The sequence below is a fragment of the Agrobacterium larrymoorei genome (assembly GCF_005145045.1).
GTDB classification, from domain to species: Bacteria; Pseudomonadota; Alphaproteobacteria; order Rhizobiales; family Rhizobiaceae; genus Agrobacterium; species Agrobacterium larrymoorei.
Map to the genome: position 1 here is coordinate 2,863,874 of NZ_CP039691.1, position 14,545 is coordinate 2,878,418.

At 57.5% G+C, this 14,545-nt stretch carries 12 protein-coding genes; 5 read left to right on the top strand and 7 right to left on the bottom strand.

The features are described 5' to 3' along the window. Positions 1 to 62 precede the first annotated feature (62 nt). The 4 genes from CFBP5473_RS13840 (at position 63) to CFBP5473_RS13855 (ending at position 4,017) form a co-directional block, all read left to right on the top strand. Positions 63 to 1,436: an NAD(P)/FAD-dependent oxidoreductase gene (locus tag CFBP5473_RS13840; RefSeq protein ID WP_234881812.1), complete on the top strand. Its 1,374-nt coding sequence runs from the start codon at positions 63 to 65 to the stop codon at positions 1,434 to 1,436. Then, positions 1,436 to 2,260, top strand: a complete 825-nt coding sequence (locus tag CFBP5473_RS13845; protein ID WP_027675993.1) for a DUF1365 domain-containing protein — start codon at positions 1,436 to 1,438, stop codon at positions 2,258 to 2,260. Before CFBP5473_RS13840 ends, CFBP5473_RS13845 begins: the two co-directional genes overlap by 1 nt. Further along, a complete protein-coding gene (locus CFBP5473_RS13850; protein ID WP_027675992.1) occupies positions 2,247 to 3,461 on the top strand; it encodes an SAM-dependent methyltransferase in 1,215 nt (404 codons plus the stop codon). Before CFBP5473_RS13845 ends, CFBP5473_RS13850 begins: the two co-directional genes overlap by 14 nt. Before the next feature lie 310 nt (positions 3,462 to 3,771). Beyond that, positions 3,772 to 4,017: a DUF982 domain-containing protein gene (locus CFBP5473_RS13855; RefSeq protein WP_027675991.1), complete on the top strand. Its 246-nt coding sequence runs from the start codon at positions 3,772 to 3,774 to the stop codon at positions 4,015 to 4,017. Positions 4,018 to 4,090: 73 nt separating this feature from the next. Here CFBP5473_RS13855 and CFBP5473_RS13860 read toward each other — a convergent pair whose 3' ends face one another. From CFBP5473_RS13860 to CFBP5473_RS13890, 7 genes are all read right to left on the bottom strand, one after another. Further along, positions 4,091 to 4,483 carry a PRC-barrel domain-containing protein gene (locus CFBP5473_RS13860; RefSeq protein WP_027675990.1) on the bottom strand — a complete coding sequence of 131 codons (393 nt, stop codon included), beginning with the start codon at positions 4,481 to 4,483 and terminating at the stop codon, positions 4,091 to 4,093. A 102-nt stretch (positions 4,484 to 4,585) separates the two neighbouring features. Next, a complete protein-coding gene (locus CFBP5473_RS13865; RefSeq protein ID WP_027675989.1) occupies positions 4,586 to 5,467 on the bottom strand; it encodes a helix-turn-helix domain-containing protein in 882 nt (293 codons plus the stop codon). 85 nt (positions 5,468 to 5,552) lie between these two features. Beyond that, the gene (locus tag CFBP5473_RS13870; RefSeq protein WP_027675988.1) at positions 5,553 to 5,834 is read right to left on the bottom strand and encodes a DUF2218 domain-containing protein; all 282 of its coding nucleotides are present in this window, start codon (positions 5,832 to 5,834) and stop codon (positions 5,553 to 5,555) included. A 110-nt stretch (positions 5,835 to 5,944) separates the two neighbouring features. Continuing rightward, positions 5,945 to 8,101, bottom strand: a complete 2,157-nt coding sequence (locus CFBP5473_RS13875) for a TonB-dependent siderophore receptor (protein WP_051441310.1) — start codon at positions 8,099 to 8,101, stop codon at positions 5,945 to 5,947. 163 nt (positions 8,102 to 8,264) lie between these two features. Beyond that, complete coding sequence (locus CFBP5473_RS13880; RefSeq protein ID WP_051441309.1) at positions 8,265 to 9,950, bottom strand: ABC transporter permease; 1,686 nt, start codon at positions 9,948 to 9,950, stop codon at positions 8,265 to 8,267. A 233-nt stretch (positions 9,951 to 10,183) separates the two neighbouring features. Then, positions 10,184 to 11,209 (bottom strand): Fe(3+) ABC transporter substrate-binding protein, encoded by a 1,026-nt coding sequence (locus CFBP5473_RS13885; RefSeq protein ID WP_027675985.1) that lies wholly within the window; start codon positions 11,207 to 11,209, stop codon positions 10,184 to 10,186. A gap of 147 nt (positions 11,210 to 11,356) precedes the next feature. After that, complete coding sequence (locus CFBP5473_RS13890; protein ID WP_027675984.1) at positions 11,357 to 12,409, bottom strand: ABC transporter ATP-binding protein; 1,053 nt, start codon at positions 12,407 to 12,409, stop codon at positions 11,357 to 11,359. Between the two features lie 270 nt (positions 12,410 to 12,679). Between CFBP5473_RS13890 and CFBP5473_RS13895 the strand changes: the two genes are divergently transcribed. Then, the gene (locus CFBP5473_RS13895) at positions 12,680 to 14,392 is read left to right on the top strand and encodes a long-chain fatty acid--CoA ligase (protein WP_051441308.1); all 1,713 of its coding nucleotides are present in this window, start codon (positions 12,680 to 12,682) and stop codon (positions 14,390 to 14,392) included. Positions 14,393 to 14,545: the final 153 nt, after the last annotated feature.

Sequence of the window (14,545 nt, forward strand, 5' to 3'; positions counted from 1 at the left end):
AAAATTTTCGCCTGCCGGAAATCCATCCCGCTGCATGCTGCGTAAAACCCGACATGAAGAAGATGGACCTTGATGTCATGAATATTTCGGCGCGGACAGAACAGGGGCGGACACGGCGCAAGGTCGCCGTCATCGGCTCCGGCATCTCCGGACTTTCAGCCGCTTGGCTGCTGGATAAATCCGCCGATGTGACGCTTTTCGAAGCCGATAGCAGGCTGGGCGGCCATGCCAACACGGTAACGGTGGAGCGCCCCGGTAAAAAGCCTATCGCCGTCGATACGGGCTTCATCGTCTATAATGAAAAGAACTACCCCAATCTCGTTGCGCTCTTTGCCCATCTGAGTGTGCCGACACTTGAGACAGAAATGTCCTTTGCCGCTTCCCTGCATGGCGGCAAGCTTGAATATTCGGGTTCCGGCCTCGGCGGTCTTCTTGGACAGAAAACCAATCTGCTGCGCCCGCGCTTCTGGAAGATGGTGCGCGATATCATGCGCTTCTACAAAATCGCGCCCGATCTGCTGAATGATCCGGCGCTGCAAGGTGTCAGCCTTGGTGATTATCTGGATCGCAACGATTACTCCGACGGCTTCGTGGATGACCATCTGCTGCCCATGGGTGCCGCCATCTGGTCGATGACGGCGAAGGATATGCGCGATTATCCGTTGCAGGCCTTTATCCGCTTCTTCGTCAACCATGGTCTGGTGCAGCTTTCCGGGCGTCCGCAATGGCGCACGGTGAAGGGTGGTAGCCGGGAATATGTATCGCGCATCATGGCGGAATTCCGGGGAACGGTGGTTCTCGACAGCCGAATTTCCGGCATCAAGCGCACCAATGAGGGCGTGAAGATACTGGATCGCGCCGGCCATCTCTCCATGTTCGACGATGTCGTGATCGCCACCCATGCGGATCAGGCGCTTTCGCTTCTGGCTGATGCGGACGAGAGTGAACAGTCTTTGCTCGGCGCTTTTCAATATACCCGCAACGCAGCCGTTCTGCACAGCGATGCGCGGCTGATGCCGGACCGGCGCGCGGTCTGGTCCAGTTGGAACTACCTGAGCGAACCGGGTGCGAAAGGCACGGAACAGCTTTGCGTGACCTACTGGATGAACAAGCTCCAGCATTTAGACGAGGCAACGCTGCTGTTCGTGACGCTCAACCCATCCCGTCCGATCGACCGGGCGAAGATCATCCAGACCTTCGATTATGCCCATCCGCTTTTCAATGCAGACGCGATGGAAGCGCAGAAGACGCTCTGGTCGCTGCAGGGCCGCCGTAATACGTGGTTCTGCGGCGCGCATTTCGGCAGTGGTTTTCATGAGGATGGAATTCAGTCGGGTCTGGCAGTTGCCGAAGCGCTTGGCGGCGTGAAGCGTCCGTGGAACGTCGAAAACGAATCCGGTCGTATCTTCCTGACACCGGTCAAGGAGCGCGTCTGATGACGTTGCGCTCTGCGATCTATGCCGGAAAAGTGGCGCATGCGCGCCACCGCCCGCATGCGCACAAGCTCAATTACCGCGTCTTCTCGCTGCTGCTCGATCTGGATGAACTGCCGTTGATGGACGCGACGCTGCGGCTGTTTTCGCATAATCGTTTTGCCGTCTTCAGCTTTCACGACAAGGACCATGGCCTTGGCGAAAAGGGCGGACTGAAGGACTGGTGCGGAACGCGGCTGCGCGATGCGGGCATCGAACTCAAGACCGATGACCTGCGGGTGGAGATGCTTTGTTATCCGCGCATTTTCGGCTATGTGTTCAATCCGCTGACGGTCTATTTCTGCCATGACCGCACGGATGGAGACCGGCTGGTCGCCATTCTCTATGAGGTGTGCAACACCTTTCACGAGCGCCACACCTACATCATTCCCACGCCGGATGCCGAGGCGAAAACGGTCCGCCACTCCTGCGGCAAGGAGATGTATGTCTCGCCCTTCGTGCCGATGGACTGCACCTATGATTTCCGCATCCAGCCGCCGCAGGAGGCGGTGCAGATCGCCATCAATGAACGCGATGCGGAAGGCGATCTTCTGTTTGCATCCTTTTCCGGCAAGCGCCGCCCGCTGACCGATGGCGCTCTGGCCAGATCTTTTCTTTCTCACCCGCTGATGACGCTAAAAATCATGGGCGCCATTCACTGGGAGGCCCTGATCCTCTGGGTGAAGGGCAATCCGCTTTACCGGCACAAGGCGGCTGAAAGCCGCATTGCGAGCTCTGTGCCCGCAACTGCCGCAACTTTGGGAGGCATGAACAATGAGCCACGCTGAACAGGAAACGCGTCCGTTTCTCACCTCCAGTGCGCCTCTGTGGCAGCGAATGATCTGCCGCAGACTGAGCGGCCTGACCCATGGACGCCTTACCCTGGTGTTTCCGGGGGGGCAGGAATATGTGCTGCAAGGGGCCGAGAACGGCCCGCATGGCGTGATTTCGATCAATCGCGGACGGCTGGTCCGGCGTCTTCTGACCGGCGGCAATATGGGATTTGCCCGTGCCTATATGGATGGCGATTGGGACAGCCCTGATATTTCCACGCTGATCGAAGTGACGCTGGCCAACGAACACAACTGGCTTTCGCTTTCCGAGCCATCGCGCCTCGTGGCCGCGATAGACTATCTACGCCACCGCCTGCGCCGCAACTCCAAGGCGGGCAGCCGCCGCAACATCGCTTTCCATTACGATCTGGGCAACGATTTCTACCGGGCATGGCTGGACGAGACCATGACCTACTCCTCCGCGCTGTTCACGCGTCCCGGAGAAACGCTGGCGGAAGCGCAGAATGCGAAATATGACCGCATCGTTGAGGAGTTGAACATCGGTCCTGACGATCATGTGCTGGAAATTGGCTGCGGCTGGGGCGGCTTTGCCGAATATGCCATGGCCAAAACCGGTTGCCGCGTGACGGGGCTGACGCTTTCGCAGGAACAGGCAAGTTTTGCCCGCAACCGGCTTGCCGAAGCGGGTCTCTCCGCCCGGTCCGATATCCGGCTGGAAGATTACCGCGACTGCCAGGGGCAGTTTTCCAAGATCGTTTCCATCGAGATGTTCGAAGCCGTGGGCGAGGAAAACTGGCCGACCTATTTCCGGCGCGTGCGCGAGCTTCTGGCACCGGGCGGCAAGGCCGTGGTTCAGGTCATCACCATCGATGAGGCGCGGTTCGATGAATACCGGCGCAATGCCGATTTCATTCAGACCTACATTTTCCCCGGCGGCATGCTGCCCTCGATCACCGCTTTCCGCGAGGCTGCCTCTGCCCAAGGCCTGACCACCACCGACGAGTTGCGCTTCGGCAAAGACTATGACCGCACGCTGATGCTCTGGGACCGCGCCTTCATCTCCAACTGGGAGCGGATCGAACCCCTCGGCTTCGATGAGCGCTTCCGCCGGATGTGGCAGTACTACCTGCATTATTGTGCGGCTGGCTTCCGCACAGAGCGGATCGATGTCGTGCAGTTTACCCTGGAGAACTGAAGACAGGCACGATCCACTCGACACAACGGAAAATATGTCTTTTTCGGGAACTTCGCGCCTCCGTTCACGTTACGGTGAATATTAGCATAGGTATCAGGATGACACCTGAGCCGTTACGCGGAGGCAAGCCTTATGAATCAGATCATCTACATCGTCGGCCTGGTCGTCATCGTTCTGGCAATCCTTTCTTTCTTCGGTTTTCGGTAAGGCGCATAAGCCAGTTGTAAATTTCAACTTTTGCGCATAATCTCACTAATGGGAACCATGTCATCGTGTGGAGCGTTGACATGGGTTGTTAGGGAGGTGTCCGATGAAACAGACTGTATGGACAGAGCCTGTCGAAGTGAATTTCGACAAAAATACCAGAAACGTTATTTCCGGCCCATTTGATGCACTGGCGCTGATGTCGGAAAATTGGCCGCATGTGCGTGGCCTGACGTTCGTTCGGGCCAGAAGCGCGTGCCGCGCGGCGCTTGACGGGCGCAAGACCCCGGAAGAAGCACGCCGCTGCTTTGAAGATGCCATTTCGGAAGCGAAGTTGAACGGGCCGCATTAAGCGGCCCTTTTCTTTGCAACATAAATTCGAACATAAAGAAACGGCCCCTTTTGGGGCCGCATCCTCATGAGTTTTACATCCAGTATGGCGGCACGCCGTAATAGTCATAGACCTTGCGGTCATCGCGGCCATACCAGCTATCGTCTTCACGATCTGCAAAACGCGGTGCGTTTTCGATCTGGTCCTTGGTGAGATCGACGCGATAGCCATCCAGCTCTTCATCGTAATGCAGCTTTTCCCACGGCAGCGGATAATATTCATCACCGATGCCCATGAAACCGCCGAAGCTCAGCACCGCATAAGCCACGCGGCCGCCGCGCTTTTCCAAGATGATGCGCTGGATGGAGCCGATCTTCTTGCCATCTGCGCCATAGACATTCGTGCCTTCGACCTTGTCGCTGGCAATGAAGCTTGGCGTGTCCTTCACATAAGGATCCTGACCGGCGCGGGGTTCATGATGGACCATGATGCAATCTCCTCTTTTTGCATGTGTGATGGTGGACTAACCGCGTTGGGCGGAAAATCGTTCCTTCACGCATTGCTCACATAGACGGAATCGCGCCACGTCTTAGTGGTGGTGGCGCTGCCAGATGGAGGGGGAGACGCCGACCATCTTTCTGAAAACACGGGAGAAATGTGCCTGATCCGAAAAGCCGGTAAGCATGGCGACCTCGGTGAGCGGCATCTTGCCCTCGCGTAGCATCTCCTTCACCCGGTCGATGCGTGCGCGCATCTGCCATTGATGTGGAGGCAGGCCGGTGGAGGCCTTGAAAGCGTGGCTGAACTGGGATTGGGAAAGGTTGGTAAGCTCAGCCAGTTCCTGAAGGCGGATGCCGCGCAGGCAATGTTCGCGCATATAATCGGTGGCGCTGCGCAACTGCCATGCCGCAAGCTTCGTGCGCTTTTTCGCAGGGCCGGGCCGGACTTTCAGGAAATCCGTCAGCAGCGCCAGCACGAGGCTTTCACCGTAAAGCTGGTGCAGCGGATTGTCGTTATCGCATTCGGAGGCGATGAGACCGGCCAATGCGAGAAGTCGCTCATCATGGAACATCAGGCGCGGGCTGAGCAGCGCCTCCTGATCGAGATCCTGCATCAGTCGTTTGCTGAGGGCTGCTGCATCGAAATGCAGATCGAGATGTCTTAGAAAACGCACGCCGGAGAGATCGGTCCAGAGCTGCTCATCGGCGGGAACATAGGTGATCGGCTCGGCGATGGAGAAATTATGCTGGCCGCGCTTGCGGTGCTGCATGGTGAAGCGCCCGCCCGCATCCGCCTGCACATCCAGCATGAAAACGAGCCGCGGGTCCTTGCCGACATAATGGCCGCCTGCATTTGGCGAGCAGCGCACATCCCAGAGATCCGCCACCACGCCATCCCAGACACGGGTGCGCGGCCCTCCGATGACGGAGAAGCCGCTGATATCAGTTTCCATTCGGGGGCGGAACGCCATTGCGTGTTACTCGGCAAACATGAATTGATTGATCATGTTTATACCGGGCAAGCCCTGCCGCCGCAAGGTGCGGCGCGAGAACGGCTCAGTGCCAGCTCAGGCTCTCGATTTCTTCGCGAAACGCGAAGCGCAGGAGGTGGCTTTCCACCACGGACTTTGCCCGCTCCAGCTTTTCCTGATCGGGTGCCGAGACGAAGATATTCAGGCGTTCTGCTTCCGCATCGAGCTTTGCCGCACCGAAATCGAACTGGCATTCGCCATGCTTTTCGTCATAGGTGACATCGATCTTGTGGGCGAAATGCTTGAATAGCTGAACGAGATATTTGGAACCGCTCTCCGTCTTGAGCTCCGACCTTGCTTCCAGCATGACGATACCTTTCTAAAGAAGATTAATTCACTCATCTTTTATCGCCGTGATACGGGCAGCGCAAATGAATTGATGGTAATGAAGGGCAGGAGCGCCCTGCCCTTCCCGCGTTACCACTTTTTGGAGAGCTTGAAGGTGATGGTGCGGCTATCGCCCCATGCGCAGACATTTGCGCCAGCGCAACCTGCGACATATTCCTTGTCGAACAGATTTGCGACATTGACCGAAGCCGTCCAATCATTCTTCTCGTAGCGGATCGCTGCATCGAACACTGCCGCACTTGGAACTTCCAGCTGGTTCAACTGATCAGCATAGGATTTGCCCTTGAAACGCACTCCACCACCGAGGCTCAAGCCCTCGAGTGTATCGTTTGTAAAACTGTAATCAAGCCAGAGAGACGCGGTGTGGTTGGGAATGAGCCAAGGGGACTTGCCGATGAGATTAGGATTGGCGTCTTCCGTGATTTCGATATCCGTATAGGAATAAGCTGCAAGCGCCTTCCAGTTTTCATTGAGATTGACCTTGGCTTCAAGCTCAACACCTTGAGACTCGACCTCTCCGAACTGGCCGCTGACGAACTTATTGTTACTGTCGGTATAAGAAACAATGGCGTTCTGCTTGACGAGTTTGAAGACAGAGGCGTTCAAGGTACCGTCGAAGAAGTCCGGCTCATATTTCACGCCGGTTTCGAATTGATGTCCTTCTTCCGGCTTTGCGGTTTCGCCGTTTGCGAGACTATCGACCAGCGGATTGAAAAAGGTGGAGGCCGAAACGTAAGGCGTCAAACCGTTGTCGAATTCATAGGCAAGCCCAGCGCGACCGCTCAAGGCGCTGTCGTTGGAGCTTCTTGATGCACCTATCCGGTTTTCGACATCCGTGTCGACATAGTCATAGCGGCCATTGAGCGTAACCAGCCAGCCATCACCGAACCGAATGCGGTCCTGCGCATAAACACCGAGTTGCTGCTGCGTGATGAGTTCATCCGCATAGGGCGAGCCGAGCGTGTAATTTCCCGTATAGACAGGGTTTACGACATTGATTGGGTCCGCACTGCCAGCGCGCTGAACGCGGTCCAGCTGGAAGTGTTTGTAATCCAGACCCAGCAGTAGATTGTGATCGAGCGCGCCGGTTTCGAACTCTTTTTCCGCGCGATTGTCGATATTGAAACTGTCGACTTTACTCACTTCGTCAGACGCAAAACGATTGAGGGTATCGGAACCGACAGCTGTCAAGCCGTTACCGAAGACGCCAGTCTCGTGCTTGTTCAAATATGCGTAGCGAGCGTTCTGGCTTAGCTTCCAGCCATTGTCGAATTCGTGGCTGATTTCGTAACCGACCAACGACTGATAGGCGCGGCCCTTGTCCATGTCCGGTTCCGAGAAGAAACTATCCCGAGAAATCTTGCCGAAAGAACCGTTCACCACAGTTCCTTCATATGGAAGGAAGCTGTTACCTGTGTGCACCTGATCCAGTGCCGAGAAGTAGCCGTACACCGTAGCGCTTGTCTGCGCGTCCGGCTCGAATGAAATTTGCGGCATGATGAAGCCACGAAGATCATTGGAATAGTCGGTGTAGGTATCCCCACCGGCAACCTTGCCCGTTACGCGATATTTCCAGACACCCTCTTCATCGATCTTGTCACCCAGATCGAAACCGAAGAATGCGTTGCCAAAATTATTGATGCCGACTTCAGTCTGACGGATCGGCTCGTCCTGCGGACGTTTGCTGGTCAACTGAACGATACCGCCGGGATTTGCGCCACCGTAGATTACTGAAGACGCACCCTTCAATACCTCCACGCGTTCGAGGCTGTAAGCATCGATTTGAAAGTTTCCAAACGCGTAAGAAAACAGGTTGAGACCGTCGAGAAAAACCCCTGTCTGGCTCGCATCGAAGCCTCGCAGATAGAACCAGTCAGTATCCGCATCGACACCGAATTGCTGGGTCAGAACTCCCGGTGTGTAGCGCAGTGCTTCGTCTACCTTTGTGACGACTGCACGGTCATCGAGCTCTTCGCGACCAATGACCGACACCGACTGCGGAATTTCCTTCAGCGGCGTGTCCGACTTGGAGCCGGAGGTGGATTTCTTGGCGACATAGCCATCCACGGGGCCGGTGCCTGTCGCGTCTCCTGCGCCCTGCACGGTGATCTGTTCGAGGACAGTCGTGCCGGCTTCTTGGGCAAAGGACGCATGCGGCACGCCGAGAACGAGGAGTGCTGTTCCCGTCAGAAGACGGGTGAGGAGGATATGGTTGGTCTTTTTCACGTAACGCCCCGGAGAAACGCGCCGAGCATGGGCTGGCGCGCGTGATGTAATTAAGATGAGTAATTACATCAAGATTAAGGTGTAACGCTTGTTCGCTTTCGGGGAGATTTGAACATTCTTGGGCGAAAAATCGCTCGCCAACAGATTATTTCTGCCGCTCTTCTCAAGGCTTGCCTGTTTGATGCCTGCCGATGCGCGCAAGAAGCATGACCGGAAGAATGCCGATGAGGACGATTGCGAGGGCTGCGATGGAGGCTTCCTCATAGGTTCCGCGCGCGGCTTCGCCATAAAGCTGGGTGGAGAAGGTCTCGAAATTGAGCGGGCGCAGGAGGAGAGTTGCCGGTAGTTCCTTCACGCAATCCACAAAGACCAGCAGCCCTGCTGCGGCAAGAGCGGCTTTCGACAGGGGCAGATGGACATGGCGGAACGTTGCGCCCGGCGTGCGGCCAAGGGTGCGGGCGGCATGATCGAAAGACGTTGGAATGCGGCTGAGCCCGGCATCGATGCCGCCAGCGGCAATCGTCAGAAAGCGGGCCGTATAGGCAAAGATGAGTGCTGCGCCGCTGCCGATCAACAACAGGCCGGTGGAGATGCCGAACAACGTTTGCATGGTTTGATCAACGAAGCGGTCGAAGCTGCCAAGCGCGATCAGGACGCCGATGGCAATCACCGTGCCGGGGGCGGCATAGCCGACCGTTGCCAAACGGAAGGACCAGAGAGAGGCTTTTCCGGGAACGAGGCGCAGGGCATAAGCCACCACAAGGCCGAAGAAGAGCGTGACGATGGTAGCTGTGCCTGCGAAGGCGACAGTGTTGAAGGCTTCCGCGGCAAAGCGCGAAGAAAGCCCGCTGAACTGATAGCGCTTCCAGGCTTCCACGACGAGGTAGAGTGCGGGACCGGCAAATCCGATGAGGATCGGCAGGCCGCAGAGGCCGAGAGCCAGCCAGCCATACGCGCCCTTTATTCGCAGAGGCTCCAGCACCTTGCTTTTTTGGGCAGACAGCGAGTAGCGCTGCCTGCGTCGCGCCCAGCGTTCCAGGGCGACCAGCGCCACGACGAGCAGCAGCATGCAAAGCGCAATTTGCGCTGCCCCCGGCAAATCCGATTTGGTGACCCAGGTCGTATAGATAGATACGGTCAACGTTCGAACACCGAGGAATTCGGAGGCCCCGATATCGTTCAAGGCTTCCATCAATGCCAGGCTGACGCCGACTGCGATCGCCGGGCGGGCGAGCGGAACGGCAACGCGAAGGAACAGGGAGCGTCGAGAGGTGCCGAGCATGCGCGCGGCTTCGAGCAGATTGCCCGCCTGCGTGAGAAACATGGCCCGCACGGGAATATAGACATAAGGGTAAAGCACGAAGCCGAGCAGCAGGATGCAGCCAGTCATGGAGCGAATATCGGCGAGGCGAAATTCTCTCGGGCTGGAATAGCCCAGCAGCCAACGGATTGCCCCCTGCACCGGCCCGAGCGGATGGAGAATATCGAGATAGGCGTAGGCCATGATATAGGTCGGCATGGCGAGCGGCAGAAGCAGCGCCCATTCCAGGATTTTTCGACCGGGAAAATCATGCGCCGCAACAAGCCATGCGGTTGCCGTTCCCAGCACACCGGCAAGAAGACCGACGCCTGACAGCAGGATCAGTGTTTCAGGCAGGGCATTGGCAAGTACCGTTTCGCCAAGATGCGCCCAAAGCCCTTGCGAGCCCTGAACCGCCTCCGTTACCAGTGCCAGAATTGGCAGAAGCGCCAGCGCTGCTACGCAGACGGACGCCACCAGCCACCAGATCGCCGATGTGACGCGCGGTCTGGAATTGATCGGTGTGTGGCTGGCAGTTTCGGAGACCATGCGGATTTTAAGGCCTTGTTGCGCTCGTCACGCGGGGATGCTTGAAACGGTGAAGGCGCCCGTGTGAAACGGGCGCCTGAGATTGGGTCCTGTGCTCATTCCCTCTCCGTCATCCTCGCCCTTTATGCGAGGATCCATGATCGGGATGCCAGAGCGTAGATCCTCGGGTCAAGCCCGAGGATGACGACGCGTGTGGGTGAGCCGACCCGAGAGGACGTCGAGCGACCTTTGTCTTAATTGTCGAAGCCGACCTTATCCACCAGCTGGCTGGCTTCCTTGCGGTGGGACACGATTTCCGTCAGCGGCTTGTTGTCGATCTTGAGCGTGCCGAAGGAGGCGACGATTTCGTTGAGGGCGGCACCCTGCTTGACCGGATATTCGTAATTGGCTTCGGCATAAATCTTCTGCGCCTCATCGGAAGCCAGATATTCGAGAAGCTTAACGGCCTCAGCCTTGTTCGGCGCATTCTTGGCAACGGCTGCACCGGAAATATTGACCTGCGTGCCGCCATCCTTGAAGGTTGGCAGAACGACCTTGATCGCCTCGCCCCACTTCACCTGATCCTCGCCGCCCTTGCCGGAGCGCATAAGGCCGACATAGTAGGAATTGGCAAGGCCGATATCGCAAATGCCGCCGAGGATGTCCTTGGCCACGTCGCGGTCACCGCCGCCAGCCTTGCGGGCGAGATTATCCTTCACGCCCTTCAGCCATTCTTCGGTCTTTTCAGCGCCGTAGTGAGCGACGTAATCGGCAAAAAGGGCGGTGTTGTAGGGATGCTGGCCGGAGCGAATGCAGACCTTGCCCTTCCACTTGGCGTCCGCCAGATCTTCGTAATTGAAGCTGCTCAGGTCCAGATCCTTGGCGGCATAAAGAACGCGGGCACGCATGGAAAGCGCAAACCAGTTGCCCTTGGCATCACGCAATTCAGCCGGAATAGCCTTGGTGAGAACTTCGGACTCGACCGGCTGGGTGACGCCCTTTTCGACCAGATCGACCAGATTGCCCGCATCCACCGTCATCAGAACATCTGCCGGAGAGCTTGCGCCTTCGCTCAAGACACGCTCAGCCAGACCGTCCTTCAGGAACACGGTGTTGACCTTGACGCCGCTTTCCTTGGTGAAGGCTTCCAGCAATGGCTGGATCAGGGCCGGTTCGCGCGTGGTGTAAATGTTCAGCTCTGCCGCATTGGCAGCGCCGGACAGTGCGATAGTGGCGGCACCGGCAAGCAGTGCAATCTTCTTGGCGTAGAAAGAACCCATGTCCATCCCCTTTAGACTCAAATGGTGTCGGGGAGGCATCGACCATACATGACGAAACAAATCAAGTTATTTCATCGGCCAATTCCTATGTTCGAAATCACTTTGAGTTGAAAATGGGGCTCTTATTTTAGTAGGAAATTCTTATATTCAATCCTGGGTAAATATCAGTACGCGACTGGGATCGACGGAAAGACGGACGTCTCTCAGCCCTGCGGGGGCGCGTTTCATGCTGCGAACGCGCAGATCGTCGGCAAGGCCGGGGACGCGGATCGAGAGCTGCTCGATCTCTCCCATGAAGACGCGGGAGGAGATGTGGCCGTTGACCGCAGCGGCGTTCGGATCACCCGAAATATCGATCGCGCCGGGGCGAATATAGGCGAAGGCGGAGGTGCCTTCCGGCAGATTTCCGCCATGCGGGAAATGTCCGAGCGGCGTTTCGAGATGGCCGTTTCGCACCCTGCCCTCCACCTTGTTGAAGGCGCAGAAGAAATCCGCCGCGTAACGGCTGACAGGATTGTCATGCACCTCATATCCCGTACCCGATTGCACGATGCGGCCTTTCTGCATGAGAACGACGCGATCTCCGGCGGAGAGCGCCTCTTCCGGATCGTGTGTGACCATGATGGCGGTGGTGTTCAGCGCACGCAGAAGCCCCAGCGTCTCTTCACGAACGCTATCGCGAAGGCCGCGGTCGAGGTTGGAGAATGGCTCATCCATGAGAAGAATATCCGGCTTCGGCGCAAGCGCGCGCGCCAGTGCCACGCGCTGCTGCTCGCCGCCCGACAGCGTGTGGGGATAGCGCTTGGCCAGATCGGACAGGCGCACATGCTCGATCATCTCGGCGGCGCGTGCCCTCGCCTCGGCCTTCGGCAGCCCTTTCAGCCCGAACATGACGTTCTGCTCGACAGTGAGATGGGGAAAAAGTGCGTAATCCTGAAAGACGAAGCCGATGCGGCGCTTTTCCGGCTCCACGAAGACGGAAGGCCCGGCAATCTCCGCACCATTCATGCGCACCGCACCGAAATCCGGCGTTTCGACGCCCGCGATGATGCGCAGAAGTGTGGACTTGCCGCAGCCCGAACGCCCGACGAGGCAGATGATCTCTCCCTTCGAAACCGAAAGATCGATATCCGCCAATACGGGGACACCGGCAAATGTCTTGCCGATACCGTTCAGCTGTAGCGCTGCAACTTCTGCCATTCCAAATGTCCATATGATGCGGTCGGTTTGTTGATTGCGCAAATCAGGATTAAAGTCAAAAAGCAATTGTTCGAAGCCGTACCCCGGCACCGCGAAAGCCGCCAAAGCGCAGTTGACGTTTACGTTAGAGTTAAATACGCTGATGTGAGTGGATGATTGCGGGAGCATCATCTACGCTTGCAATGCTTTGAGGCCGTAATCTGCTGGATGAGGAACCCGCAGATGGACTAAACGCTCGGAACGTTGCGGCATCAGTGTGGGAGGACAGGAATGAGCGATACCAATCCGATACGTCAGGAACCCGGCGCTGCGCAGCGTCCGTGGCTTGCATCTTACCCGCAGGGCGTACCGGCGGAACTGCCCGATCTTGGCTACGCATCGCTGGCCGAGCTTCTGGAAAAGAGCTGCGCCCAATATGCGGGTCGCAAGGCCTTTTCCAGCATGGGAAAATCGCTCACCTACCGTGAACTGGAACAGCAGACCCGCGCCATTGCCGCGTGGCTGCAAAGCATCGGCCTGCAAAAAGGCGACCGCGTTGCGGTGATGATGCCGAATATTCTGCAGAACCCTGTCGCCACTTACGCCATTCTTCGCGCGGGCCTCACCGTGGTCAACGTCAACCCGCTCTATACGCCACGCGAGCTGGAACACCAGCTGAAGGACTCGGGTGCCAAGGCGCTGTTCGTGCTGGAAAATTTCGCCCATGTGGTGCAGCAGGCGCTGCCGAAGACGGACGTCAAGCACGTGATCGTGGCGACCATGGGCGACCTGCTGGGCTTCAAGGGCCACATCGTCAATTTCGTCGTGCGCAAGGTCAAGAAGATGGTTCCGGCCTTTGCGCTGCCGCAGTCGATCAGCTTCAAGGATGTGCTAAAGCAATCGCGCGGCCTGTCGCTGAAGCCGGTAGAGATCAAGCGCAGCGATATCGCCTTCCTGCAATACACCGGTGGCACCACGGGCGTTTCCAAGGGCGCGGTGCTAACCCATAGCAACCTTCTGGCCAACAAGGCGCAGATCGCGCTGTGGATGGATGCCGTATTCCTGCACAAGAAGCGCCCGGACGTCATGAACTTCGTCTGCGCGCTGCCGCTCTACCATATATTTGCGTTGACGGTGAATTCGCTGATGGGCGTGGCACTCGGCGGCCATAACCTGCTGATTGCCAATCCCCGTGATATTCCGGGCTTCGTCAAGGAGCTTTCCGGCTACACGCCGCACGTGTTCCCGGCCATCAACACGCTGTTCAATGCGCTGCTGAACAATGAGGATTTCCGCAAGCTGGACCTGTCCTCGCTGGTTCTCGTGATGGGTGGCGGCATGTCCGTCCAGCGCCCGGTGGCGGAACGCTGGAAATCCATAACCGGTACCACGATTTGCGAAGGCTACGGGCTTTCCGAGACATCTCCGGTCGCAACGGTCAATCCGCTGGGCCAGTCGGATTTCAGCGGCACCATCGGTCTCCCCGTGCCATCTACGGACGTGGATATCCGCGACGATGACGGCAACAGTCTGCCGCTCGGCGAAGTGGGTGAGATCTGCATTCGCGGCCCACAGGTCATGCCGGGTTACTGGCAGCGACCGGATGAAACCGCAAAGGTGATGACGGCGGACAACTTCTTCCGCTCCGGCGACATGGGCTTCATGGATGAGCGGGGCTACATCAAGATCGTGGACCGCAAGAAGGACATGATCCTGGTTTCCGGCTTCAACGTTTATCCCAACGAAATCGAGGAAGTGGCCGCCGCCCATCCGGGCGTGCAGGAATGCGCTGCCGTGGGTGTGACGGACGAACATTCCGGCGAAGCGGTGAAGCTTTATGTGGTGAAGAAGGATCAGGCGCTGACGGTGGAAGAGCTGAAAGCCTTCTGCGCCAAGAGCCTGACCAACTACAAGCGGCCCAAGCATATCGAGTTCATTCAGGAAATGCCGAAAACCAATGTCGGCAAGATCCTGCGGCGTGAACTTCGCAAGCTGGCGAACTGATCTGGTAGGCAGTGCCGCGTCTGGACGCCTGCGAGTTGAGCGCGTGAAGGCACCCTAGCTTACCCTCATTCCTGTGCTTGTCACAGGAATCCAGCCAGCCCAAGTCTTTGGGCGTAAAGACCTCGTTGCCGCGCAGACGCGCGTCGACTGGAT